Source organism: Methylophaga sp. (genome assembly GCF_030651745.1).
The window spans coordinates 1-26604 of the sequence record NZ_JAUSCC010000043.1 but is presented as its reverse complement, the minus strand read 5'-3'; the positions used below and the strand labels follow the sequence as shown (position 1 = coordinate 26604).

General features: G+C 46.6%; 26 protein-coding genes and 1 tRNA gene. 24 read left to right on the top strand and 3 right to left on the bottom strand.

Features of this window, described 5'->3' with window-relative positions:
• Positions 1-28: 28 nt before the first annotated feature.
• Positions 29-113, bottom strand: a tRNA-Leu gene (locus tag Q7V21_RS04855).
• Between the two features lie 127 nt (positions 114-240).
• On the opposite strand from Q7V21_RS04855, the gene queA reads away from it, so the two are divergent.
• From queA to ahpF, 10 genes are all read left to right on the top strand, one after another.
• Positions 241-1272, top strand: a complete 1032-nt coding sequence (gene queA, locus Q7V21_RS04850) for a tRNA preQ1(34) S-adenosylmethionine ribosyltransferase-isomerase QueA (RefSeq protein ID WP_304916198.1) — start codon at positions 241-243, stop codon at positions 1270-1272.
• Complete coding sequence (locus Q7V21_RS04845; RefSeq protein ID WP_304916197.1) at positions 1269-2003, top strand: RNA methyltransferase; 735 nt, start codon at positions 1269-1271, stop codon at positions 2001-2003. Before queA ends, Q7V21_RS04845 begins: the two co-directional genes overlap by 4 nt.
• Positions 2000-2794, top strand: a complete 795-nt coding sequence (gene cysE, locus Q7V21_RS04840; RefSeq protein WP_304916196.1) for a serine O-acetyltransferase — start codon at positions 2000-2002, stop codon at positions 2792-2794. Before Q7V21_RS04845 ends, cysE begins: the two co-directional genes overlap by 4 nt.
• Before the next feature lie 50 nt (positions 2795-2844).
• Complete coding sequence (locus Q7V21_RS04835; RefSeq protein ID WP_304916195.1) at positions 2845-3303, top strand: Rrf2 family transcriptional regulator; 459 nt, start codon at positions 2845-2847, stop codon at positions 3301-3303.
• 17 nt (positions 3304-3320) lie between these two features.
• The gene (locus Q7V21_RS04830) at positions 3321-4463 is read left to right on the top strand and encodes a cysteine desulfurase family protein (protein ID WP_304916194.1); all 1143 of its coding nucleotides are present in this window, start codon (positions 3321-3323) and stop codon (positions 4461-4463) included.
• A gap of 4 nt (positions 4464-4467) precedes the next feature.
• Positions 4468-4800: an iron-sulfur cluster assembly accessory protein gene (locus tag Q7V21_RS04825; protein WP_304916193.1), complete on the top strand. Its 333-nt coding sequence runs from the start codon at positions 4468-4470 to the stop codon at positions 4798-4800.
• A gap of 93 nt (positions 4801-4893) precedes the next feature.
• Positions 4894-6198, top strand: coding sequence for an adenosylmethionine--8-amino-7-oxononanoate transaminase (bioA, locus tag Q7V21_RS04820; RefSeq protein ID WP_304916192.1), 1305 nt, complete (start codon positions 4894-4896; stop codon positions 6196-6198).
• Positions 6199-6309: 111 nt separating this feature from the next.
• Positions 6310-6381 (top strand): pyrroloquinoline quinone precursor peptide PqqA, encoded by a 72-nt coding sequence (pqqA, locus tag Q7V21_RS04815; RefSeq protein WP_081443609.1) that lies wholly within the window; start codon positions 6310-6312, stop codon positions 6379-6381.
• Between the two features lie 176 nt (positions 6382-6557).
• Positions 6558-7124 carry an alkyl hydroperoxide reductase subunit C gene (gene ahpC, locus Q7V21_RS04810; protein WP_304916191.1) on the top strand — a complete coding sequence of 189 codons (567 nt, stop codon included), beginning with the start codon at positions 6558-6560 and terminating at the stop codon, positions 7122-7124.
• 139 nt (positions 7125-7263) lie between these two features.
• Positions 7264-8835 (top strand): alkyl hydroperoxide reductase subunit F, encoded by a 1572-nt coding sequence (gene ahpF, locus Q7V21_RS04805; protein ID WP_304916190.1) that lies wholly within the window; start codon positions 7264-7266, stop codon positions 8833-8835.
• 22 nt (positions 8836-8857) lie between these two features.
• Here ahpF and Q7V21_RS04800 read toward each other — a convergent pair whose 3' ends face one another.
• Both Q7V21_RS04800 and Q7V21_RS04795 read right to left on the bottom strand, forming a co-directional pair.
• On the bottom strand, positions 8858-9526 hold the full coding sequence (locus Q7V21_RS04800; RefSeq protein WP_304916189.1) for a response regulator transcription factor: 669 nt from the start codon (positions 9524-9526) through the stop codon (positions 8858-8860).
• A gap of 10 nt (positions 9527-9536) precedes the next feature.
• The gene (locus Q7V21_RS04795) at positions 9537-10898 is read right to left on the bottom strand and encodes a histidine kinase (protein ID WP_304916188.1); all 1362 of its coding nucleotides are present in this window, start codon (positions 10896-10898) and stop codon (positions 9537-9539) included.
• Positions 10899-11362: 464 nt separating this feature from the next.
• Here Q7V21_RS04795 and Q7V21_RS04790 point away from each other — a divergent pair, with 464 nt between their 5' ends.
• The 14 genes from Q7V21_RS04790 to Q7V21_RS04725 form a co-directional block, all read left to right on the top strand.
• Positions 11363-12382, top strand: a complete 1020-nt coding sequence (locus tag Q7V21_RS04790; RefSeq protein ID WP_304916187.1) for a MoxR family ATPase — start codon at positions 11363-11365, stop codon at positions 12380-12382.
• Between the two features lie 12 nt (positions 12383-12394).
• Entirely contained in the window at positions 12395-13279 is an 885-nt protein-coding gene (locus tag Q7V21_RS04785) for an MxaS protein (protein WP_304916186.1), read from the top strand.
• An 11-nt stretch (positions 13280-13290) separates the two neighbouring features.
• Complete coding sequence (locus tag Q7V21_RS04780) at positions 13291-14127, top strand: hypothetical protein (RefSeq protein WP_304916185.1); 837 nt, start codon at positions 13291-13293, stop codon at positions 14125-14127.
• Positions 14124-15140, top strand: a complete 1017-nt coding sequence (locus Q7V21_RS04775; RefSeq protein ID WP_304916184.1) for a VWA domain-containing protein — start codon at positions 14124-14126, stop codon at positions 15138-15140. The genes Q7V21_RS04780 and Q7V21_RS04775 overlap by 4 nt, the downstream gene beginning before the upstream one ends.
• A complete protein-coding gene (locus Q7V21_RS04770; RefSeq protein ID WP_304916183.1) occupies positions 15133-15672 on the top strand; it encodes an MxaK protein in 540 nt (179 codons plus the stop codon). Before Q7V21_RS04775 ends, Q7V21_RS04770 begins: the two co-directional genes overlap by 8 nt.
• The gene (locus Q7V21_RS04765) at positions 15669-16607 is read left to right on the top strand and encodes a VWA domain-containing protein (RefSeq protein ID WP_304916182.1); all 939 of its coding nucleotides are present in this window, start codon (positions 15669-15671) and stop codon (positions 16605-16607) included. The genes Q7V21_RS04770 and Q7V21_RS04765 overlap by 4 nt, the downstream gene beginning before the upstream one ends.
• 81 nt (positions 16608-16688) lie before the next feature.
• Complete coding sequence (locus tag Q7V21_RS04760; RefSeq protein ID WP_304916181.1) at positions 16689-17702, top strand: vWA domain-containing protein; 1014 nt, start codon at positions 16689-16691, stop codon at positions 17700-17702.
• 41 nt (positions 17703-17743) lie between these two features.
• Positions 17744-18229, top strand: a complete 486-nt coding sequence (locus tag Q7V21_RS04755) for a L,D-transpeptidase (protein WP_304916180.1) — start codon at positions 17744-17746, stop codon at positions 18227-18229.
• A gap of 9 nt (positions 18230-18238) precedes the next feature.
• Positions 18239-19288, top strand: a complete 1050-nt coding sequence (gene nagZ / locus Q7V21_RS04750) for a beta-N-acetylhexosaminidase (RefSeq protein WP_304916179.1) — start codon at positions 18239-18241, stop codon at positions 19286-19288.
• A gap of 75 nt (positions 19289-19363) precedes the next feature.
• Positions 19364-22849 carry a DNA polymerase III subunit alpha gene (dnaE, locus tag Q7V21_RS04745; RefSeq protein ID WP_304916178.1) on the top strand — a complete coding sequence of 1162 codons (3486 nt, stop codon included), beginning with the start codon at positions 19364-19366 and terminating at the stop codon, positions 22847-22849.
• A gap of 80 nt (positions 22850-22929) precedes the next feature.
• Positions 22930-24033, top strand: coding sequence for a PilT/PilU family type 4a pilus ATPase (locus Q7V21_RS04740; RefSeq protein WP_370654045.1), 1104 nt, complete (start codon positions 22930-22932; stop codon positions 24031-24033).
• Positions 24034-24092: 59 nt separating this feature from the next.
• On the top strand, positions 24093-25049 hold the full coding sequence (locus Q7V21_RS04735; RefSeq protein ID WP_304916177.1) for an acetyl-CoA carboxylase carboxyltransferase subunit alpha: 957 nt from the start codon (positions 24093-24095) through the stop codon (positions 25047-25049).
• A gap of 9 nt (positions 25050-25058) precedes the next feature.
• Positions 25059-26402: a tRNA lysidine(34) synthetase TilS gene (gene tilS / locus Q7V21_RS04730; RefSeq protein WP_304916176.1), complete on the top strand. Its 1344-nt coding sequence runs from the start codon at positions 25059-25061 to the stop codon at positions 26400-26402.
• Between the two features lie 87 nt (positions 26403-26489).
• A partial coding sequence (locus tag Q7V21_RS04725; protein WP_304916199.1) for a hypothetical protein occupies positions 26490-26604 on the top strand: 115 nt, incomplete at its 3' end.

The following is a 26604-nucleotide window of genomic DNA, read 5'->3' as shown; positions in this document are numbered from 1 at the left end:
TAACCTATTGATAATACTAGGTTAATGTTGGTACCGAGGGCGAGAATCGAACTCGCACTTCCGAAGAAACCGGATTTTGAATCCGGCGCGTCTACCAGTTCCGCCACCCCGGCAACAAGCCGAGCATTATAACGAGGGCTGCCTCATTATGAAAGCCTGAATTAACTAATTAGTAATATTTTCTTGTTCGGCCCAGATTTAACCTAACGAAAAACATAGTAGCTCTGCTATGATCTCGCCATGCATCGTACCGACTTTCAATTTGAACTCCCGCCGGAGTTAATCGCCCAGTATCCGTCAAAACATCGAACTGCCAGCCGCTTGCTGACACTGGATGGTAATCGTGGTGAATTGGCTGATCGCCAGTTCAGTGAGATCCTGGATTTACTAAAACCCAATGATTTACTGGTCTTCAATAATACCAAGGTAATTCCTGCCCGTTTGCTGGGTGAAAAGGAAACTGGCGGCAAGATTGAAGTATTGGTGGAACGGGTGTTGGATGATAAACGGGTTTTGGCACATATCCGCAGCAGTAAATCCCCTGGGGCGGGGCGGATATTAATTCTGGAATCTGAGCTTCGTGCACAAGTATTAGGCCGCCATGATGCTTTATTTGAGCTTCAGTTTGATATTGCAGGCGATGTAATCGAAGCACTTGAGCAATATGGCCGGTTACCGCTTCCTCCTTATATAGAACGTGAAGTTGATAAAAGCGATTTGGACCGTTATCAGACGGTGTATGCCAAGCAAGTCGGTGCAGTGGCGGCACCAACTGCCGGACTACATTTTGATAATGAGTTGATGCAGCGTATTCGTGACAGTGGTATCGATATGGTTGAAGTGACTTTACATGTTGGTGCCGGCACCTTTCAGCCAGTTCGTGTTGAAGATATTCGTACTCATCAGATGCATTCCGAACGTATTGATGTCAGTGAAACTGTATGTGAAAAAGTTCGTCAAACCCGTGAAAAAGGCGGACGAGTGATTGCGGTAGGTACCACCAGTGTGCGGGCTTTAGAAAGTGCTTCTCGAAGTGGTGAAATTGCCGCTTATTCCGGCGAAACAGATATCTTTATTTATCCGGGATATCAATTCCGCTCAGTGGATGCGATGGTGACTAACTTTCATTTATCTGAATCCACCTTATTAATGTTGGTGTCTGCCTTTGCTGGACGTGAGCATATTATGTCTGCCTATCAACACGCTATTGAGCAACGTTATCGTTTTTTCAGTTACGGTGACGCCATGTTTATCACCAGGAAAACTGTATGACGCTTTTAGAAAAAGTTCGCTTTGTGCTGGTTGGCACCACCCATCCGGGCAATATCGGTGCCTCAGCCAGAGCAATGAAAACGATGGGCCTATCTAATCTGCATCTGGTCGCACCTAAAATATACCCAAGTGCTGAAGCTACAGCCCGTGCATCTGGCGCGGATGATGTGCTTGCCAAAGCAGTGGTGCATGACAGTCTGCAATCAGCGTTAACCGGATGCCAACATGTATTTGGCATGAGCGCTCGACTCAGACATTTGGCTGTGCCGTTAATGAACCCACGGGAAGCGGTTACCTCGCTTGAAAAATATGATGACGACACCCATATTGCTATTGTGTTTGGTCGGGAGCATTCAGGTTTATCAAATGATGAACTCGATATGTGTCATACCTTGGTGAATATTCCGGCTAATCCAGACTATAGCTCACTGAATCTGGCAGCAGCGGTGCAAGTGATGGCTTATGAATTACGCATGAGTTTTAATCCAACAATTGAAAAAGGTCGAGTGGGTGAGGAGCGGGAAGCAATTCATGCTGAAGATTTGGTGCATTTATATGATCATTTCGAACGTAGCTTGACCACCATTGGCTTTTTGGACCCGACCAATCCACGTTATTTAATGCGACGGATTCGCCGGTTATTTAATCGAGCGGATCTAGACCGTAACGAAGTTCAGATTTTGCATGGTATTTTGCGTGCAGCAGAAACCAAAGCGAGGAATTCAAAATGAACGATCAAATACATGTAACCCGCTGGCAGCGTTTTAAAGAAGATATCTACTGCGTATTTGACAGAGATCCGGCTGCGCGCAATGTATTTGAGATCGTCACTACTTATCCTGGCGTACATGCTCTGACTTTGCATCGTTTCAGTCACTGGCTATGGAAAAAAGGCTGGATGTGGCTGGCCAGGTTTATCTCAACCATTGGTCGTTGGATGACTGGCATCGAAATTCATCCAGGTGCCAAAATCGGTCGACGATTTTTTATTGATCATGGCATGGGTGTTGTGATCGGTGAAACAGCTGAAATTGGCGATGATTGCACGCTATATCATGGTGTGACCTTAGGCGGAACATCCTGGAAGGGCGGTAAACGGCATCCGACATTAACCAATAATGTTGTAGTGGGTGCCGGGGCAAAAGTCTTGGGTCCGATTACAATTCATGACGGTGCCCGAATCGGATCTAATGCCGTAGTCGTTAAGGATGTTGCTGCAAATGAAACGGTAGTTGGTATTCCTGGTCGGGTGGTTAGAAGCCAGAAAAATCCAGACAAACAAGCTCAGGAGAAACTGGCTCAATCAGTTGGCTTTGACGCTTATGGTACCTCCACACAAACACCGGATCCGGTGGCCTCTGCGATACATGGTCTGATTGAGCATATTCATCTAATGGAAAAGCGTATGGATGCGATGTGCCAGACCATTCATCGTCTGGGCGGTGAAATACCGGACGTTTCTATGCCCGAACTGGATGGTTGTGAACTTGATAAAGAGTCTGATTCGGCTAAAGTTGACTAAAATAGTCGGGTATGAAAAACTACCAAAATAGTTTTTGATAGGAAATCAATATGCGCTTAACGACGAAAGGTCGCTATGCTGTGACAGCGATGCTCGATTTAAGTCTCAATTATGGAGTTGGAGCGATTACGCTTGCTGATATTTCTGAGCGTCAGGGGATTTCACTGTCCTATTTGGAACAATTGTTTGCCCGCTTGCGTAAACAGGGCTTGGTGAGCAGCTCCCGTGGACCGGGCGGTGGTTACAAACTGAGTCGTGCGGCGGCAGAAATCACTGTGTTAGATGTGATTTCAGCTGTCGATGAAAAAGTGGACAGTACACAATGCCAGGGCAAGCATAATTGTCATGCTGACGAGCAATGTGTCAGCCATGAATTGTGGCAAAGTCTCAGCGATCAGATACGTGTCTATCTTGCTGGTATCACTTTGCATCATGTTGTTAGTGATTATGAGCGTAACCGCAATAGTCGCAATAGCGGCGAAAAAGTCATCAAATTTGATGTGCTTTAATTAACCCACCGAGTCTTATGTCTTTTGCTTATCTAGACCACAATGCCGGAACCGGACTGGCGGAAGGGGTTTTGGATGCCATGTTGCCTTACTTGAAACAACAACAGGGCAATCCTTCCAGCAGTCATCGGTTTGGTCGATACACGCAGGCAGCGCTTGATCATGCACGTCAGCAAGTGGCGGATTTGGTCAATGTGGACATCGACCAAATCATTTTTACCAGCGGTGGCACCGAGTCCAATAACCAGGCCATTAGCGGTGTTGCGCAGTTATTTGATTCAGGCAGAGTATTAATCGGTAGTACCGAGCATCCAGCTGTATTGGAACCGGCCAAACGGTTGCAGCAACAGGGCTTTGAAGTGTTATTCATCCCGGTGAATGCCGATGGACTGATTAATAGCGAGATATTTGAAACCTTGCTTACCGACGATACCCGACTGGTGTCGGTGATGTGGGCCAATAACGAAACCGGCGTGGTGCAGAATATTGCTCGGTTAACAGAGCTGACCAAAGCAAGAGATATTGTGTTTCACTGCGATGCCGTGCAGGCCGCTGGCAAACTGGAAATTGATTTTCAGGCGGCTGGAATCCAATTGATGAGCCTGTCGGCACATAAGTTTGGTGGGCCTAAGGGTATCGGCGCATTAATAGTTGATAAAAAGCTGGATTGGCCCGCATATGTATTAGGCGGTGGGCAGGAACATGAAAAACGCAGTGGCACCGAAAACGTTGCCGCAATTGTCGGTTTTGGCAAAGCAGCTGAACAAGCGAAACTGCAATTAACGCATTATCAACGGTATTGTCGTGAATTGAGGGATTTGCTGGAAATCCAGTTACGGAAAATACCTGGCGTCACCATTTTTGCTCAATCAACCGAGCGCCTGCCGAATACGGTGTTTTTTTCATTACAGGGCTTTGATTCCGACACTTTATTGATGTCACTGGACCGCAAAGGGTTTTCAGTCGCCAGCGGTTCGGCTTGTGGTACAGGCCGGCAGACTCCCAGCCATGTGCTGAAAGCAATGAATATTGATGATATGACGGCACTAGGTGCGGTCCGGGTGAGTGTTTCACTGGAAAACACTAAAGAACAAATTGAACAGCTGGCAGTCGTAATTGAGAAAGAAGCCAGTCGTTTTAACCATTTGATGAACAGGTAATAAAATGACAACAATTACATTGACACAATCAGCAGTAAAACGTGTACGTGACATGGTCGCTAAACGTGATAGCGGAATTGGCTTGCGTATTGGTGTGGTCAAAAGCGGTTGCTCGGGCTACAGCTATGCACTGGATTATGCTGATGAAGTGGCTGCCAACGATATGGTTATCGAGCAGGATGACGTCAAGGTGGTGGTCGATAAAGAAAGCCTGCCATTATTGGAAGGCATGATTCTGGATTTCGTTAAAGAAGGTTTGAACCAAAGCTTCAAATTCAGAAATCCGAATGTCACTTCTGAATGTGGCTGTGGAGAGAGCTTTAGCGTTACCAAATAAACTGATCTCTATTTTTATGTTTCAAACTGCCCGTTAAGCTTTTAACGGGCGGTTTTGTTTTACCCGGCGCTTAAGCTGTGATTGAATCCTTCCATGACTGAACTTAATAATCTGCAATTTGACGCCAAGCATCTCTGGCATCCATATAGTAGTGTGCAAAATCCACCGCTACTGCATGAGGTGGTTTCTGCAAAAGGTGTATATTTAACATTGGCGGATGGCCGGCAAATTATTGATGGCATGTCTTCCTGGTGGTCCGCCATTCACGGTTATGGTCATCCACGATTAAATGCGGCAGCCAAAGATCAACTCGATAAAATGTCGCATGTGATGTTCGGCGGATTAACCCATGATCCTGCGGTCAGCCTGGCACGACGTTTAATCGATATCACCGATGATGCATTGCAGTATGTGTTTCTGGCGGATTCCGGTTCGGTGTCCGTTGAGGTGGCTATCAAAATGGCCATTCAATATTGGTTCGCTCAAGGCAAAGCCGATAAACAAAAACTGCTGTCACTGAGAAATGGCTATCACGGCGATACCTTCGGAGCGATGGCGGTTTGCGATCCGGTCAATGGCATGCATTCACAGTTTGCCAATGTGTTGCCAAAACATCTGTTTGCTCCAGCGCCAACCTGTCGTGAAGACAGTGACTGGCAAGATGAAGATATTGCCGAAATGCGAGCATTAATCGAATCAAACCATCAACAACTGGCGGCAGTAATCGTTGAACCATTGGTGCAGGGCGCTGGCGGTATGCATTTTTATTGTCCGCAATATCTGCGTGAACTTCGCGCCTTATGTGACAAGCATGATTTGCTGCTGATTTTTGATGAAATCGCCACCGGCTTTGGCCGTACCGGACATTTGTTTGCTTACGAAGCAGCTGGAGTGGTGCCGGATATTTTATGTGTTGGTAAGGCGTTGACTGGCGGTTATATGACGCTGGCAGCCACTTTGTGTCAGACCAAAGTGGCTCACGGAATATCGGCGGACAGTCAAGGTGTATTAATGCATGGCCCGACCTTTATGGGCAATCCACTGGCCTGTCGGGTCGCCTGTGAAAGTATTGATGTTTTACTTGAATCCGATTGGCAAACACAGGTGTTGAATATTGAAACCCAACTGACTAATGAACTGAGCGAATTAATTTCCCATTCGTTAGTGAAAGATGTTCGGGTCAAAGGGGCGATAGGTGTGGTCGAGCTGAACCAGCCTCTCGATAGTTTTATGGAATGGTTGCCGAAATTTATTGTGGATCAAGGTGTATGGATCAGACCTTTTCGCTCAATGATTTATGTGATGCCACCTTATATCATTAGCGCTGAGCAACTAAGCACACTCACTCAAGCGATCAAAGCCATCATCATTAATTTGGAAGAATCAGTAAAATCCTGAGTTCGATCAAGTTTATGCCTGATAGATTTCTGGTTTTTGCAGCGTAGTATCACTTCACGTTATTCAGAAAAACGGATAGCGATAACCCTAAAATAGAATGGAGAAATGATTATGTGGACTAAACCAGAATATTCAGATATGCGTTTCGGTTTTGAAGTAACCATGTACATTTGCAACCGTTAATACGGCTCAAAAGTACTTAAAAAGCCTCTGGAGTTTAGCTCCAGGGGCTTTTTTTATAAGCTTATCTTTCAAATCGTCTATTCCGATTATATTAATAGAATTAAGTTGTTTGACCGTTGTATCTCCGGGCCATAGAATGGCCTCTGTCGCTATTGACAACCAACAAGGAGTAGAACATGTCGACTTTGATTAATACTACCGTTAAACCGTTTAAAACCACCGCATTCCACAAAGGCGAATTCGTACCAGTTACTGATGCTGATCTGAAAGGCAAGTGGTCAGTTGTATTCTTTTACCCGGCCGACTTCACCTTTGTTTGTCCTACTGAACTGGGTGACTTAGCGGATCATTATCCAAAACTGCAAGAAATGGGCGTTGAAGTTTATTCAGTTTCTACTGATACCCACTTCACTCACAAAGCTTGGCATGATGCGTCTGAAACCATCAAAAAAATCAACTTCCCAATGCTTGCTGATGCGACCGGCTCAATCAGCCGTAACTTCGAAGTAATGATTGAAGAAGAAGGTCTGGCTCTGCGTGGTACATTCGTTATTGACCCAGAAGGCGTGATCAAAGTATGTGAAGTTCATGATCTGGGTATTGGCCGCAGTGCAAAAGAACTGGTTCGTAAAATCCAAGCTGCTCAATATGTTGCTTCTCATGACGGTGAAGTTTGCCCAGCTTCTTGGCAGCCAGGTGAAGAAACCTTGTCACCATCTCTGGATTTGGTTGGCAAAATCTAAAGAAAATCTGCAGCAAGTAGTCGCTTGATTAGATGACTATTTCTCACGAAATTCTTGATCCATTGGATCTTGTGTGTCCGGGCCAAACGGTCCGGACAACACCCAAACATTTATAGAATTTTATTCAGGCAGGTGCCTTATGTTGGATGCAAACATTGCTGGACAATTAAAAACTTATCTGCAGAATCTGCAACGCCCGGTTGAGATCATTGCATCACTTGATGATGGCAAAAAATCTCAGGAAATGCGTGAGTTGCTGGTTGAAATTGCTGGTATGTCTGACAAAGTCAGCTTTTCTGATGCCGATAATGATGCACGTAAACCATCATTCCGTATCAAGCAGCCTGACGGTCAGGAGCATATCCGTTTTGCCGGTATTCCGATGGGGCATGAGTTCACTTCGCTGGTCTTGGCTTTGCTGCATACCGGTGGTCATCCGATGAAGACCGAGCCTGAAGTGATTGAACAAATCAAACAACTCGATGGCGAGTTTGTGTTTGAAACCTATATTTCATTGTCATGCCAGAACTGCCCTGAAGTGGTTCAGGCGTTAAATCTGATGGCGGTGTTGAATCCGAATATTCATCACACCATGATTGACGGTGCTTTATATCCTGAAGAAGTGGAAGCACGCCAAATCATGGCGGTACCCACGATATACCTGAATGGCGAGGTTTTCGGTCAAGGTCGCATGGGCCTGACAGAAATCATTGGCAAATTGGATACTGGTTCGATTAAACGCGAAGCAGAAAAAATCAATCAACGCGCTCCCTATGATGTATTGATCATAGGTGGTGGTCCTGCTGGTGCGTCAGCGTCAATTTATGCATCGCGTAAAGGTATTCGTACCGGTATTGTTGCAGAGCGTTTTGGTGGCCAGGTGATGGATACTTTGGCAATTGAAAACTTTATTTCAATTAAAGAAACCGAAGGTCCCAAATTGGTTGCCGCACTGGAAGAACACGTCAAGCAATACGAAGTGGACGTGATGAAACTGCAGCGTGCCAACAAGTTACGCCAGCAAGGCAAAATGATTGAAGTGGAGCTGGAAAGTGGCGCTAAATTAACCAGTAAAGCCATTATTATCGCCACTGGTGCACGCTGGCGTGAGTTGGGTGTGCCTGGCGAAACTGAATACCGTGGTCATGGTGTAGCGTATTGCCCGCATTGTGACGGTCCGTTATTCAAAGGCAAACATGTTGCCGTAATTGGTGGTGGTAACTCCGGTGTGGAAGCTGCGATTGATCTGGCCGGTATTGTCGGTCACGTGACCTTGCTGGAATATGCTGATCAATTGAAAGCCGATGCAATATTACAGAAAAAACTGCACAGTCTTAGCAACGTCACGGTGATCATCGGCGCACAAACCATGGAAGTGACTGGTGATGGCAAAAAGGTTAATGGTCTGAATTATAAAGATCGGGCCACCGAAGAAGCACATCATGTTGAAGTGGCGGGGGTGTTTGTACAGATTGGTTTGTTACCGAATACTGACTGGTTGAAAGATACGTTAACGCTGAGCAAGTATGGTGAGATTGAAATTGACTCTCACGGTGCCACCTCAATGCCGGGTGTATTTGCTGCCGGTGATGTAACCACCATTCCATACAAGCAGATCATTATGGCCATGGGTGAGGGGGCCCGAGCAGCATTAGGTGCTTTTGACTATCTGATCCGGAATGACTTTGATGATAAAGAAAAAGCAGCTTGATATTTAGCTGCTAGAGCTGAGTTCATTCCGCCTCGTCAATTAAATCGCGCAGGTTTAACAACTTCATGCGAATGGCGAGGCGGGTGAGTTCGATATCTGAATTCACTTCAAGTTTTCGTTTAATAATGTAATGCGAATTGGAAACTGTTTTCGGGCTGATATTAAGGATATCGGCTATCTGCTGATTATTTTTGGCCTCCAGTAATAAGCGCAAAATCTCAAACTCCCGCACCGTTAAATCATCCAATCGGGCTTTATCCTGGCCCAGTTTTTCTAATGCCAGCGCCTGCGCAATATCTGGGCTGAGACTGAGTTTGTTTTCATAAACCTGATATATCCCATGAATGAGCAAGGCTGGGTCACTACTTTTTGTGACATAGCCTAATGCGCCAGCACGAATAGCCTGCAGAGCAAAACTGGGGTTTTGATGCATGCTGAACACCAGAATGCGTGCCTGGGCATCATATTGTCGGATACGTGATATGGCTTCCAAACCACTTTGACCCGGCATGGAAATATCCATAATCACCACATCCGGCTGAAAGGTTTTGTAATTCTGGTAGGCCTCTGCGGCATCACGGGCATCAGCAATGACACTCAGATTTGGCTGTTTTTGCAGTAATGAACGATAGCCTTCTCTGACGATGGCATGGTCATCTACCAGCAGGATTTGGATTGAGTTTTCAGTCATGTTGATTCTCTTAGGTGAGTTCTACTGGCGGATTCACCGGTAAGTCGATCAGCAGTTTTAAGCCGCCTTCGTTATGGGTATCCATGGTGATTTTTCCACCTAGAGCGTTCACTCGTTCTGATATACCCAGCAATCCTACGCCCATATGTTGGTTGAGACTGTCGCGTTTGGCCTTGCCATTATCTTCCACTTCTAAAATCAGGTGATTGTGGTTGCTAAACATCAGTTTGATATTGGCCTCACTGGCGTCAGCGTGTTTGGCGATATTGGTCAGTGATTCCTGGACAATCCGATATAAATTAACCGGTAGCGGTTCGGGTAGGGCATCAACACCATCTCCAATCTGCAAATTAAACTGTGTTTCTCCGCCAGTACGTTGATTCCAGCTTTTAATCAGTTTCTCCAGGCTTCGTGTCAATCCTAATTCATCCACATCGGCAGGTCGCAACCGAGTCAATAAGCCGCGTAAGGCCGACATCATATGCTCAGTAATATGACTGATACCTTCGGTTTCTGTGAGGATGGAAGGGCAATCCTTGCGAGCAGTCTGGCTGATTGAGGTGGTCAACGCATTAATGCCGGCCAGACACTGCCCAAATTCATCATGCAGTTCACGACTGATATAACGGTGTTCTTCTTCCTGAGCATTAATCAGTTTCAAGGCAAGTTGGCGATTCTCAGCCATGATATGTTGCTGACTGGCAGCCAGCGCATTAATTGCTTCACTGGTTCGCCGCCATTCGCGGATATCAAAACTGGGAATACGGGTTTGCAACTCGCCTTGGTGCATTTTTTCCAGACCTCGGACAATCAATTGTGCCGGACGTAATAGTTGGTGAATGGTCATGAATACCAATAATGCTACGGCGAATATGCTCACTGACAGAATGCCAAACACTGCTCGCAAATTACTCCAGGCGCGGGCAATTTCCGTTTCTACATTCAATGAAACCAGGATATTGCCGTAGGTAATGGCATTAAAGGAAAAGCGGCGGCTGGCTTCATAATTTGGCTGAAACAGCTTTTGATAAATATTGCCAAACCATTGTGGCCAACGCGCTTCATCGTGAATCACTTCATTGCATAAACTTCGGCGCCGACTTTCGGTGCGAGACAGAAACTGCACGCAGGAGCCCGGTACTCCGTTAAGTTGTTGCAGGATATCGGTATCCGGAAAGGCGACGGAATAATCATAACGGGAAAACATTTTTAACAATTGCTGGGTGAGCTGTTTTTCAATCCGCAGTGCGGTTAAATCTGCTTCCAACTTGGCTTGTTGATCGGTTTGATAAAGCACATAACCAGCACTTCCCAACAAACAGACAAAACCTATCAACATGATTCTAAAGAAAAGCTGCAGTCTGAGATTCATGGTTTATCCGAATATACAATGAGCACAGTCTAGGCGCAGATTTGCGCTCTGCAAAGTATGCCAGCAACACACGGGAAATTTGCCCGATGTCCATGGGCAAATATCTGATGTGATGATTTGGCTTTCACGGTTTAATAAGCGACATTAAAGCTTAGTGTGAGCTAGATAGCTGTTCCTGTGTTAGATAAAACTGAGGTAGATTTTAGGCTCACGGTTTCTGGTCGGTTTCATATCCATCTGTTTGATGATAGATTCCTGCAATAACAAAAAGCATAAACCTGAGTGGCGAATGATGAGTTCCCAGGCAAATGACTAATTCTGGGATATTTGCGCTTTTGCTTTCAGTCTACCGCTGAAGAACTTGATACCAAGCATCATTTAAAAGTAACAAAATGACTTACGGTCAGATTTTAGTATCAGTAAGTCTTAATAAAAAAATATTACCTAATAAAAGGGGAGAGAGAATGTCGGATAAGCAGCAACTGAATACTGCTCGTGAACACGCTTTGGCGCTGGAAAAAGTCGTCAATGATGTGGTGATTGGTCAACATCAAGCTATTCGTTTGATTTTGATTGCATTACATGCCCGTGGTCATGTTTTACTCGAAGGTGGTGTCGGGGTGGGTAAAACCACGTTGCTGCGTGCTTTTTCCAAAGCATTGGGCGGCGCATTTGGTCGTATCGAAGGCAGTGTCGATTTAATGCCAAATGATCTGCTGTACAGTGCCTGGGTTAATGCAGATGGTAAGCCGGTGATTGAACCGGGCCCGCTGATTGCCAAAGGTGAAGAAACCGCGGTGTTTTTCTTTAACGAAATCAACCGGGCGCGTCCTCAAGTTCAATCTTTACTGTTAAGAGCAATGGCTGAACGCAGTGCCGAAGCCTTTGGGAAAGAATATCGCTTCCCGCATATGATTGTATTTGCCGATCGTAATGCCGTCGAAAAAGAAGAAACCTTTGAGCTTAGCGCTGCTGCTCGTGACCGTTTTCTGTTTGAAATCAACATCAGCCGTCCGCTGGAAGATGAATCACGCCGTAAGCTGATCTTTGATCCAGCGTTTCATGATGTGGATGCTTTGCTCAGTTTAATAGGCGCACCGTTACTCAACTACCGTGATCTCAATGAATTGGATCGTGATATCCAAAACAGCGTGTTTGTCTCGCCGGAAATTGAAAACTATGTAGTGCGTTTGTGGGATGCCAGCTGGGAACCACACAAGCTCGGCATTACTCTGCCTGATGTGTATGTCGAAGATCTCGTGGTCGCTGGTGCCAGTGTTCGCGGTATGTCGGCAATGGTGCGTGCAGCGAAAGTCTGTGCATGGTTAGAAGGCCGTGATCATGTATTGCCAGACGATATTCATTTTGTATTATTGCCATCTCTCACGCATCGCGTGTTCCTGTCACCGGTCTATGACGGTCGCCGTGAACAGTTGATGCCGCAATTTATTCAGGCGTTACGCGATCACATAGCTACTCCGTAAGAAGGCATTCTAATGAAGCCTATTCAACCTCAGGAGTTTAGTTACCGCTTTCCGGATAAGGTGTTTGGTCATGTGCCCGGTGCACATAGCGGAACAGCTTTGGGCAGCGGTGATCGTTTTGCCGGGTTTGCCGATCTGTTTGATTATCCGGATCCTCGGCGTCTGGACGTGCGTGCCAGTTTGCGTACCAATATTGCTGATTCAGCATTGGGAAATCAGGAACGCTGGTTGGTGCGTCGCTATCAACAACGTTCATCCATCACCTTATGGCTGCTCTCGGATTTAAGTCGATCCATGTCGGTTTCCAGCGTCAGTAATGAACGGGTTGCCCGATTAGCGCATATGATTGCTCATACTTCGATCAGATTTGGTGATCGGTTTGCCATGGCCGGATTTGATGCCATCTGGCGTAAAGATGTTTCAGTTATGCCCACTCGACAACGCAGCATGCCCGCGGTGGCTGCAGAAAAAATCATTAATGCAACACCGCCATCAGCACCTGGAGCAGAAGGCTTGTTTGATGCAGCAGATTTAATCAGCAGCAAACGGGCAATTGTGTTTTTGGCATCGGATTTTTGCTGTGACGTTGATTTGGTGGATCGCACTTTACGTAAATTGGCGCATTACACGGTAGTGCCTATTGTCTGGCAGCATGATGAAGTCGATCATCTGCCTTCGCATGCTGGTTGGACTGAAACCCGAGATTCCGAAACCGGCAAGCGTCACAGTGTGTGGATCCGTCCCGGCATCAAAAAACGTTGGCAACAACAACTGGATGATCATTTTGAGAAACTGACGGCTTGTTTTATGCGTTATCGCGTTAAGCCTCTGTTCGTCTCCGGAGAAGTCACACCGCAACAGTTGACTCAGTATTTCTCCGCCATGAAAAAATCATAGGAATGCACACAATGCGTCGTTTGATGTTTGTTATCAGTTTTATATTCAGCAGTCAGCTTATGGCCGAAGAGGTCACCCTTAATCTGGATCGCAGTTGGGGCTTGTTGATTGGTGATCAGGTTATCGCCACAGTGAATCTTCCAGTCAATGTCAGTGAACTTGATCAGGATAGCTTGCAGCAAATCGGAAAACGTCATGGTCCCTGGTTGTATCTGCAAGAAGTTGTGCCGATGGGCGAGAAAATAGAGTTGCATTACCAGTTGGTCAATGTACCGGCTGAAACACGTCAACTGGGTACTCCGACCTATACCCTAAGAACTACGGCAGGGGAGTTACTGACTATTCCGTCGACAAGTTTTTCTGCCGGTTCATTTTTAAGCAATTCGGATGATGCCAGTTCGGTAACGCTGCGTGGCGATCATCAGTTAGTCGCCGCTGATTTTGCTCCGTTACCAAAGCAACTGACCTATGCCGCGTTAGTGGCGTTGTTAACGGCACTAATCTGGTTTATCTGGCATATCGGCCTGCGTCCGGGTAAACGATTGCCTTTTGCCAAAGCGGTTTTCTCGATGAATAAACTGCGTTGGTTCGGTCATAAAGACGTGGATTCAGCCACTAGAGTTATGCATCACGCTTTCAATGAAAGTGCTGGCACGGTAGTGATTTACAGTCAGATACAGCAGCTATGGGATAGCTGCCCATGGTTAGACGATTTGCAGCCGGAAATCACACGTTTTTATCAACAATCGGCATCGCATTATTTCAGCCGCAATCCGCAGCAATCCGCCGATTTTGAGAGTTTGATCAAACTTGCTCGTGCCTGCCGGGCGAGGGAGAAAATGGCATGATGCTGTTTGGCCTTGAATGGGCTTTTCCTCTGGTTTTGTTGTTGCTGCCGTTGGCCTTATTGCCATGGTTTAACAATAATCTGGATAAAACCGTGGCATGGACAGCATTGGTGCCCCATGATCCATTATCAAGGATCATTAGTCTGAGCCTGAACTTTCTGGCTTCTGTGGTAATCGCTGCATTGCTGCTGGCGGTTGCCAGTCCTGCTATACCAGAACGCACGATGCAACGTTTTGCTGAGGGTGCGGAGATCGTCTTGTTGCTGGATCGCAGTCGCAGTATGGATGATGCCTTTGCCGTGACAACTCAGGCGGCTAACTATTCAGTTGCCGGAGATAATTCCAAACGTCGGGTTGCCAAAACGTATCTGACCGAATTTGTAAAAAAGCGTCCAGATGATCGATTTGGTTTTGTATTTTTCAGTACCAATTCCATCAATTTACTGCCACTGACGTATAGCAAAGAAGCCATTTTGGCGACCATTGAAGCGAATTCTTTAGGTAAAGGCTTATCCGATACCAATTTAGTGGATGCATTAATGAACTCGGCCATCATGTTTGAAGACCAGCCTTATCGCGGAGCCCGTATTGTATTGCTGGTATCTGATGGCGGTCAGTTGATGTCCGATGAAGCGATGGAAATGATCACGCAGCGTTATAAAGAAATGAATCTGAGTATTTACTGGATTTATCTGAAAGCCAGACAGGAAATGACGCTGGAGCCCTCAGAAAATGACAATATTTTGTACACCGATATACCTGAACGTAAAGTCCACGAGTTTTTTAAAAGTATCGGCGTTCCTTACCGTGCGTTTGAGGCCGGCTCGTTGGAAGAATTTTCTGCTGCGATGGATGAGATTGATCAACAGCAATATCAAACACTGATTGTCGAAGAGCTGGTACCTCATGAACCGAAAGCCGATTGGTTTTTATGGTTAGCCTTGCTCGCCATGCTGCCATTGGCAAGCTCACATTTATACAGTTACTGGGGAGTTAGAAAAGCACATGAGTAATACATTGAAATTATTGCGAGTGGGTTTACTGGCCACATTGAGTATCAGCCTGCTGATAATGGCGTTCACGGCATGGCAATTATGGCGTCAGTATCAGATTGAAGCATTTGTGGCTGCGCCTCAGGAGTTTGAAACCATACCTGATCATCCGCGTGCGCATTTTGCTCAAGGCAGTTATCTGGTGAGCCAGGAAGAAACTGATGCCGCGCTGGAGCAATTCACTTTGGTCTTGGGCAGTCAGCAAACTCAATGGCTGCCGGCTGCCTACTTTAATCGTGGCAACATTAACCTGAGAGAAGCCATGACCATGCAAGGCAATGATCCACGGATGATCCCTCTGGTCGAGTTGGCCAAGCAGGATTATCGCAGTGCCTTATTGCAGCAACCCAGTTTCTGGGATGCACGTTTTAACCTCGAAGTTGCATTACGTTTAGTGCCGGAAGATCCTGATATGGATGGCAATTTTGACAAGCAGGAAATCTACAGCGAACGCAGTATTGAAACCAAAGCCTTTAAGGTTGACCTGCCATGAGTTTGAGTTATCCCAAACGCATATTTTTAACAGCGCTGGTGATGTTACTGGGGCTGTTAATGATAATGGCGGCACTGTGGTTGCCGCCGATTGATCGCGAAGTTCAAGTGATGGACAGCTTATTTGTTATTGATATTACTGACAGTATGAACGTTGAAGATGCCAGATTCGGTAACGAAAATATTAATCGACTGGATTGGGCCAAGGAATATACCCGTCAGGCGATCCTCAGTATGCCTTGTGGTTCACATGTTGGTCTGGGGATTTTCAGTGAAGCACGCAGTTTGATTTTGATGACGCCGGTGGAAGTATGTGCCAATTATCATGATTTGATGCAGATGTTGTCACAATTTCATCCGACTATGGCGTGGGCTAGATCCAGTGAGGTCTCCAAAGCGCTTTACACCGCTATTCGCCAAGCCAAGGAAATCACACCGCAGCCCACAGTAGTGTTTTTAACCGATGGTCATGAAGCCCCGCCAGTGCATGAAACGCTGTTCCCTAAATTCACTGATACACCGGGTGAAGTCCCGGGAATCATTGTGGGTATTGGTGGCAGTGATCTACTGCCGATTCCCAAAACCAACGAGTTTGGCGAGATTGAAGGCTATTGGGGTATCAATGAAGTTATGCATCGTGATGTATATGCTTCAAGTCGTGGCGATGCAGCAGAGTTGAATGAAAATCGCCCACGCACCGAGCATTTATCCTCACAAAAGAAGTCGCATATGGAAACCATAGCGAAACGTGTCGGATTTGAATTTATTTCCTCACCCACATCAGCACAAAACCTGATTAAAGAAATGCAGAAGATTTCACTCACCCGCCAACAACCGGTGAAATACGATCTGTTTGTCTGGCTGGCATCAATAGCTTTGATTCTGCTGATTTTGGTGTTTTTACCCTATAGTTTGTTCAGTAAACAACATGATTAGTAATACTGAATACGTTGTTGTGATGAAATGGATTTTATCGCCATGATCGCTCGCTGAATCCGCCTGTTTCGGCTTTAAAGCATGAGTTGGTCTCACCCATATCTGCTTTATTTACTGCCACTGGCGGTTTTACCATGGCTGAGCCGAAATACTGAAAAGCAAATTGTCTGGCAGGCATTATTACCCAGAGATAATGCTTCTTTAGTTATTGGTTTTACCCTGCATTTGTTAGCTTCCGTAACAGTAGCATCTCTTATCATGGCCCTGGCGGGGCCTCATATTCCTGAACATACCGTGCAACGCAGCGGCCAAGGAGCAGAAGTTATTATTCTGCTGGATCGCAGCCGCAGCATGGATCAGCCTTTTGCTCGACGGCACCGCTTTCGACTTTCTACCGAAATGAATTTTAAAGAGAGTAAACGCAGTATTGCCCGATATTATTTAACGGAATTTGTGAATAGTCGGCCAGATGATCGCTTTGCTTATGTCTTGTTCAGTGAGCAGGCCACGACTATTTTGCCATTGACCTATAGCAAAGAAACGACACTGGCGACAATTGAAGCTGGTGGTTTGGGGCGGGGTTTGACCAAAACCGATATCGCGGTAGCGTTGAAACAAGCCGGAAAAATGTTTGACGGTGAAACCTATCGCGGCGCGCGAATTGTGCTGCTTATCTCCGATGGTGGACAGATTTTATCCACCGAACAAGAGCAACAGATAAGCCAACTGTTACGCGACAATCAGCTGACTTTGTATTGGATCTATATGCGTTCAGTGACTGGTATGACGCTTGACGAAAAGCCAGGTGAAAGTATTTTGTGGCAAGGTGCACCTGAGCGGCAGTTACATAATTTCTTTAACACGCTGGAGGTTCCATATCGGGCATTTGAAGCCGGATCGCTGGAAGAGTTTTCTGAAGCAATGACAACCATTGATCAGCAACATTATCAGACCTTAATGTTGGAACAACGCATGCCACGCCAATCATTAGCCGATTATTTTCTGTGGGTCGCATTACTGAGTTTGTTGCCGCTCACCGCATCACAGTTATACACTTGGTCAGGTGTCTCCCGAGCCTATCGTTTAAAGCGCTGATATTTCCCTCTCAAACCCTGGTTGAAATTTAACGAAACTTTATGCCAAATCACTATCTGGACATTTCCCTTAATAAACAACTTTGTGAGCTGTGGCTGGATGATGAGGTTGTGTTTTCGACCGCTGTTTCTACCGCATTGAATGGTCCGGGTGAACAGGAAAATTCTGGTTGCACGCCGAGAGGATGGCACACGATCCGTGCCTGTATCGGTGCCGGACAGCCAGTTAATATGGTTTTTCGTGGCAGACGCCCAACTGGTGAAATCTATAGCTCTGAGCTGGCTGCACAGTTTCCTGATAAAGACTGGATTTTAACCCGCATTCTCTGGTTAAGCGGATTGGAGCCCGGCAAGAATCGACTGGGAAATGTTGATACAATGCGTCGCTATATTTACATTCATGGCACACCGGATAGCGAGCCTATGGGCATCGCCAAATCCCACGGTTGTATCCGCATGCATAATCAGGATTTGCTGGCTTTGTTTGATCAGGTCAAACCGGGCTTGAAAGTCTTTATTCACGAATAAGGTAATCACATGACATTAGGCCCATTAATGGTGGACCTGGTCGGCTTGACGATCAGCGAGACAGAAAAAGAAATTCTCAAACATCCATTAGTTGGCGGCGTGATCCTGTTCAGTCGTAATTATGAGTCTCCCGAGCAGATTGCTGCGTTAACCACGGAAATACATGCGCTGCGACAACCGCATCTGATTATTGCTGTCGATCATGAAGGCGGGCGCGTTCAACGTTTCCGTGAAGGTTTTAGCCGTCTTCCGCCAGTTGGCACGTTGGGACAGCATTACATGCAACATCCGCAGCAAACGCTTAAGCAGGCAGAAGTGACTGGCTGGTTAATGGCAGCTGAGTTACGAGCGGTAGGTGTGGATTTCAGTTTTGCGCCGGTGTTGGATCTGGATTACGGCATCAGTGAAGTGATCGGTGATCGGGCATTTCACCGTGATCCTCAGGCAGTCACTAAACTGGCTGCTGCGTATATCAGTGGTATGAAACAGGCTTCCATGGCAGCTGTTGGCAAACATTTCCCCGGTCACGGAGCCGTAGAAGTGGATTCCCATTTGGGATTGCCTGTCGATAAACGCCATCTGGAAGATATGTGGCAGGCCGATATGTTGCCGTTTCGTCAATTGTGTTCACAAACGCTGGCGGGCATTATGCCGGCACATATTGTTTACGAAAAATGTGACAGTCTGCCGGCTGGCTTTTCACCATATTGGATTCAGGAAATTCTGCGTAAACGTATGGGCTTTCAGGGTGCAGTCATCAGTGATGATTTGAGCATGGCCGGTGCGGCGATTATGGGCGATAGTACCGCCAGGGCTGAAGCAGCTTTGGCTGCTGGCTGTGATTTGTTGCTGCTATGCAATAACCCGACGGAGGTCGAAACTGTACTGGATAACCTCAAATGTGAGGCTGATCCGCTAAGACATATGCGTCTGGTTCGTTTGCATGGCCGTCATCCGATTGATCGCGACACTTTGATGGCCAGCGAACAATGGAAACAGGCGGTATATACCGTTGCCAACTATGCGCCTGATACTGATCGCCAACTGGATCTCGCCTGATCATTTATTAATCGATCAGTCTGATGCTGTCAGCTGGCAGTGTTATCATTTTGCTTTGAATTAAATAACGGTCTCATGTCCTCGCAATTCGTACATCTTCATTTACATACCGATTATTCGCTGGTTGACGGCCTGGTTCGGATCAAACCTCTGGTTAAAGCAGCGGCTGCCTCGGGCATGCCGGCAATTGCCATTACTGATCAACATAATCTGTTTGCTGCCGTCAAACTCTACAGCGCAGCAATGCAGGCTGGGGTGAAACCGATCCTGGGTGCCGATATCCGTTTGCGTGATAGTAGTGACAGCAAAAAAAGTCTGCGTATGGTGTTGCTGTGCAGCACGATGGAGGGCTATCACAATCTGTCACGATTGATTTCCAGAGCCTATACCGAAGGACAGCATCTGGGCGTGCCGATGCTGGAACCTGAATGGCTGGACGGGCAAACCGACGGGCTGATTTGTTTAAGTGGCGGGCGTGAAGGTTTGTTAGGTCGTGATTTGCTCGGTGGTCGCCAACCTGAAGCCGAACAGCTGGCCAGACATTGGATGAAGTTGTTTCCCAATCGTTTTTATCTGGAACTGATCCGTACCGGGCGGGAAGATGAAGAGCGTTATATTCAGCAAGCATTACTGCTTGCGAGTGAACTTGACCTGCCAGTGGTCGCCACCAACGATGTGCGGTTTTTAACACCAGATCAGTTTGAAGCCCATGAAGCCAAGGTCTGTATTAATGAAGGCCGATTACTGGATGACCCGCGTCGTCCGCGAATGTATTCCGAACAGCAATACCTGCGTAGCCCGGAAGAAATGGTGCGCTTGTTTGCTGATATTCCGGAAGCGATTACCAACACCGTTGAAATCGCAAAACGTTGTAATGTTCCTTTAACACTAGGCGAACATTACCTGCCGGACTTCCCGGTGCCTGACGGCATGACACTCGCAGAATTCTTCTCTAAAGAATCATTTGATGGGCTGGCTGAAAGACTGCCAGTGTTGTTTCCGGATGAAACCATACGAGAACAAAAACGCGCCGAATATGAATCGCGGTTGCAGATTGAACTCGACGTTATCAATGAAATGGGTTTCCCCGGTTACTTTTTAATCGTTGCCGACTTTATCCGCTGGGCTAAAAATAATGGTGTCCCGGTTGGACCGGGACGGGGTTCCGGTGCCGGTTCACTGGTGGCCTATGCACTGAAAATTACCGATATTGATCCGCTGCAATACGATCTACTGTTTGAACGATTTTTGAATCCGGAACGGGTATCGCTGCCTGACTTTGACGTCGATTTCTGTATGGATGGTCGGGATCGGGTTATCGATTATGTGTCCCGGCATTATGGCCGGGATCATGTCTCACAGATCATTACCTTCGGTACCATGGCCGCCAAAGCGGTATTGCGCGATGTAGGTCGTGTGTTAGGTCATCCTTATGGCATGGTTGATCAGCTGGCCAAACTGGTGCCGTTTGAACTGAAAATGACGCTAAGTAAGGCGCTGGAACAAGAGCCGCAGCTCAAAGAGCGCTATGACAAAGAAGAAGATGTCCGCGGCTTAATTGATTTGGCGTTGCAGCTGGAAGGTCTGACCCGAAACGTCGGTAAACATGCCGGTGGTGTGGTTATCGCGCCGAAGAAACTGACCGATTACACACCGCTGTATTGCGAACAGAATGGCGCTGGACTGGTATCGCAATATGATAAAGACGACGTTGAAAGCGTTGGTCTGGTCAAATTCGACTTTTTAGGTCTGAAAACTCTGACCGTTATCGATTGGGCGGTGAAAAACGTCAAAGCGATGTTGCCAGCTGAGGAAGCTGACAAAATTGATATCGCGCTTTTGCCGCTGGATGATAAGCCCAGTTACGACTTGTTGAAACGATGTGAAACCACTGCCGTATTCCAGTTGGAATCGCGTGGTATGAAAGAGCTTATCAAACGCCTGCAACCCGATAATTTCGAAGACATTATCGCTTTGGTAGCATTGTTCCGCCCCGGCCCATTGCAATCAGGCATGGTCGACGATTTTGTGAATCGTAAACATGGTCGCGCTAAAGTCGACTATCCGCATCCCGATCTGGAACCCGTGCTGAAACCCACCTATGGGGTTATCGTTTATCAGGAACAGGTAATGCAGATCGCGCAGATCCTGGCAGGTTACAGTCTGGGCGGCGCTGATATGTTGCGTCGGGCAATGGGTAAGAAAAAGCCTGAGGAAATGGCCAAGCAACGGCAAATCTTCCTGGAAGGCGCCAAAAATCGCGGCATTGAAGAAAATACTGCCGGACCGATTTTCGATTTGATGGAAAAGTTTGCTGAATATGGTTTTAACAAATCACATTCGGCTGCTTATGCGTTAGTTGCCTATCAAACCGCCTGGCTAAAAGCGCATTATCCAGCGGCGTTTATGGCGGCAGTGTTATCGGCTGATATGGACAACACCGATAAAGTAGTCGGCTTGATTGACGAGTGTCGGGATATGAATCTGACCGTGCTGCCACCGGATGTCAATTTCAGCAAAATCCAGTTTACCGTAGAAAATGAATCCACCATTCGTTATGGCATGGGGGCCATTAAAGGCGTCGGTGAATCAGCCTTGGCCGGTATCGTCTCAGAACGTGAACAGGGTGAAGCGTTTACCTCCTTATTTGATTTTTGCCGCCGGGTTGAACTGAAAAAGATCAACCGACGGGTGATGGAATCTTTAGTTAAAGCCGGTGCATTTGATTCATTAGGCGGACATCGCGCCAGTCTTGAAGCCAGTCTCAGTCGGGCAATGCAAATTGCAGAGCAACATCGACGTGATGCTGCCAGTGGTCAGAATGATTTATTTGGTCTGGCTGAGCCATCACATGTCGATCAACCGCAAACCGATTTGCTGGAAGATGTGCCTGAGTGGCAGGAAGAGCAATTACTGCGTGCTGAAAAAGAAACCCTTGGTTTGTATTTAAGCGGGCATCCGATCGATCGGTATGCAGCTGAACTGGCCCAATTTATTCCGAAAAAGATCAGCGAACTGGATGCCCCGGAATCCAAAGGCTATCAGCGTAATGAGATCCCTTTATTGACTGCCGGCTTGATCGTCGCGATTCGTACCATGAAATCCAAAAATGGCAGTCGTATGGCATTTATTACTTTGGATGATCAAACGGCCCGGCTGGAAGTGCGGGTGTTCGGCGATATCTATGAACAATATCAGAGTGTTATACAGCCAGATAAACTGGTGGTTATCCAGGGTAAGATTGGTCAGGATAATTTCAGTGGCGGCCTCGCTGGCACCGCTGAATCAGTTTACGATTTGCAAAAAGCCCGTGAATTATTTGGTAAGGCTGTGCAACTGACGGTGAAACAGCAGGGTGATGACACGCAATGGGTCAGTCAGATGCAAGCAGTGATGACACCGTTTTGTGGTGGAGTAGTGCCGGTTGAACTTAAATATCTCAATCAAGACGCGGAAGTGTTGATTCGACTGGGACATGACTGGCAAATTACTCCATCAGATACGCTGTTAAAAGAGCTGGCGGATTTACCGGGCAGTGAAACTGTGACGGTACGCTATTAAGCCGCTAAATACGTTTTGTGCCCTGATAGTGATGGTGTAGGATTACCGCAACTTAAACGTTTTTTTCAAGGATTGCTAACGTGGAAATGATGCCTTATTTCAAACTGATGGCAGACAAAGGTGCCTCGGATTTGTTTTTTTGCACGGCGACTGAACCGCAGGTAAAAATTCAAGGGGTCATTCGTCCCGTTGGCAATAAAAAAATGATGACCGGCGAGGTTAAAGAACTCGCTTATACATTAATGGATGCCCAGCAAATCGCTGAGTTTGAAAAAACGCTGGAAATGAACTTTGCCGTTCCAGTTCATGGCGTAGGTCGGTTCCGGGTCAATATCTTTCGCCAACGCGGCGAAGTATCGATGGTGATTCGTTACATTCGCATCCATATCCCTAATTTCGAAGAAATGAGTTTACCGCCGGTACTCGGCAATGTAGTGATGGAAAAACGTGGCCTGATTCTGGTCGTTGGTGCCACCGGCAGCGGTAAGTCGACTACCTTGGCGGCCATGATTGGTCATCGTAATCGCAATTCCGGTTCACATATTCTGACCATTGAAGATCCATTGGAATTTGTGCATTCACATCAACGTTCTATTGTGCAGCAACGCGAAGTGGGCATTGATACGCTGTCGTATGAAAATGCCTTGAAAAATGCATTGCGTGAAGCTCCGGACGTCATCCTGATTGGTGAAATTCGCGATATGGATACCATGAAACACGCCATCAATTACTCTGAAACCGGTCATCTTTGTTTGGCCACATTACACGCCAATAATGCCAATCAGGCATTGGATCGGATCATTAACTTTTTCCCGGAAATGATGCATCGGCAGATTTTGATGGATTTATCACTGAACCTGCGCGCCATCATTTCACAGCGCTTATTGCCCTCGGTTGAAGATGGCAAGTTAGTCCCTGCGGTGGAAGTGATGCTCAGTTCGCCTTATATCGCTGAACTCATTAACAAAGGTCAGATCAGCGCCATTAAAGATGCGATGAAAGAAAGCAGTGAACCCGGCACTATTACCTTTGATCAGGCCCTGTTGGCCTTGTATCGGGAAGGCAAAATTTCCCAGGAAGATGCGCTGCGTAATGCCGATTCGCGTAATGATCTGAGTCTGGAAATCCGTATGGGCGCCACCCATGATGATAATGATTCGGAAGATGAATTAATCCTCAGCTGAGCGTAACCATTCATAGTGCGTGTATAATCGACCTATTTTGATTCGAAGGTAATTTTGTAATGCAGTTGAATTTCCTTGACTACGAGCAGCCTATTGCCGAGCTGGAAGCCAAAATCGACGAACTTCGCTACATGAGCAATGACAGCGATCTGAATATCACCGAAGAGATTCAGAAGCTTAAGGAAAAAAGTGAATCGCTGACGCGTTCAATTTTTTCCGGATTAACGCCATGGCAAGTCACACAAATGGCACGTCACCCGCAACGTCCTTACACGTTCGATTACATCAAGCATTTGATTACCGACTTTGAAGAACTGCATGGCGATCGTGCTTACGCGGATGATCAGGCATTAATTACCGGAATGGGCCGTTTCAATGGTCAACCGGTTATTGTGATCGGACATCAGAAAGGCCGCGATACCAAAGAAAAAGTGGCGCGTAATTTTGGTATGCCACGCCCTGAAGGTTATCGCAAAGCTTTGCGCGTGATGAAGCTGGCAGAACGTTTTGGCATGCCAGTATTAACGTTTATCGATACGCCGGGTGCCTATCCTGGTATCGGTGCTGAAGAACGTGGCCAAAGTGAGGCCATCGCCAGAAATCTGTTTGAAATGGCTAAATTAAAAACACCTATTATCAGCACCGTGATCGGTGAAGGTGGTTCAGGTGGTGCACTGGCGATCGGTGTGGCCGATCACCTGATGATGCTGCAATACAGTATTTATTCGGTTATTTCCCCAGAAGGTTGTGCATCCATTTTATGGAAAAGCGCTGAAAAAGCTTCGGATGCTGCCGCCACACTTGGTGTCACATCGGATCGTCTGAAATCACTCGGTCTTATCGATGAAATCGTCAAAGAACCTTTAGGTGGCGCACATCGTGATCCTGAGGCATTGATGGCGAATATCAAAACCGCAATCGATAGCAAAATGAAACAGTTAAAAGCGATGCCAGTTGATGAACTGGTTAAACGTCGCCAACAACGCCTCTTAGCTTACGGTGCCTTTGAAGGCTAGTATTCCAAAGTGTCTTTTGACACAGAGTTAATCCTGCAGAAGATCCGCAAACTTTGCGGATCTTCTGCGTTATGGGTGGCCTATAGTGGCGGGATGGATTCTCATGTGTTGCTGCATTTGCTGGCAACGCATCGCAATCAATTCAGCCAGAAAATCCAGGTAGTGCATGTTGATCATCAATTGCAATCTCAATCAGCCGATTGGGCAGAGCATTGCCAACGGGTTGCCGAATCATTACAACTGCCATTCCATTGTCTGAAAGTTACCGTAACTGATATTAATCAATCAGGATTGGAATCGGCCGCCCGCAGTGCGCGCTATCACGCAATAAATAAATTGATGAATGGTGAAGGCATTTTGCTGACAGGGCAGCATCTGCAAGATCAGGCAGAAACGCTGATGCTGCAATTACTGCGTGGTGCCGGTAATCGTGGTCTGGGCGCAATGAAAACGGTTTCATTTTGGCAAAAAATGCAGATCGTTCGACCGCTTTTAACCATTTCCCGTGAAGCATTATTGGACTATGCCACAACGCATCAATTGCAGTGGATTGACGATCCCAGTAATCAAAATACCGAGATAAATCGTAATTTTTTACGGCATCAGGTTTGGCCCTTGCTTCATAGTCGATGGCCGGCCATAAATCAAAATCTGGCACGTTCCGCCCAGAACCTGCAGGAAAGCCAGACTTTGCTGGATGAGTTGGCGCAGGATGATTTTTTCAACATCGAAGCAGAGCTGCAAGACCGCAGTATCAACATTGATAAATTGCGGGCATTGAGTGAAGCAAGGCAGCGGAATGTGCTGCGGTTTTTTATGAAAATGTTAAATATGGCGCTGCCATCACGAATAAATTTGCAACGTATTCTGGATGAGGTGTGCTCGGCTGCTGTCGATGGCCAGCCACAAGTTAGCTGGCATGAATACATTGCCAGACGCTATCAGAACAGGCTGTACCTGCACACGTCGATCTCTCAGTCTCCAGAGGTTTCAGCAGAATTAATTCATAATCAACAGCCAATGTTGTTGGATGAGAAACATCGACTTGTCTGGCAGGCTCAGCAGGGTAGAGGGATCCGGGCAGAATTATTCAGCTCTGGACTGACATTAAGCTATCGTCAAGGTGGTGAAAAAATTCAGCTGGCGGGAAAGACACATCACCAATCAGTAAAAAAGTTATTTCAGCAATGGCAAATTCCGGTTTGGCAACGTGACACCATCCCTTTGCTATTTGCAGATCAGCAATTAGTCGCAATTGTCGGTTATGCATGTGCTGAAATGGCCAAACCACAATCAGACCAAACTGGCTGGGTACCGATGATAGAGCGTATTTGTCAGGGAGATTTTGATTGAGCGAATCGGGCAATTCTGATACTTTATGTCGATATTTTTGAGTGTGGCTATTCTGGCTGCGCCGCTATTGCAAAAACTCTCCATAATATGACTAAATTTATATTTGTCACTGGTGGTGTTGTGTCGTCTCTCGGTAAGGGAATCGCGGCGGCTTCACTGGCAGCGATTCTCGAAGCCCGTGGCCTCAAAGTCACCATGGTTA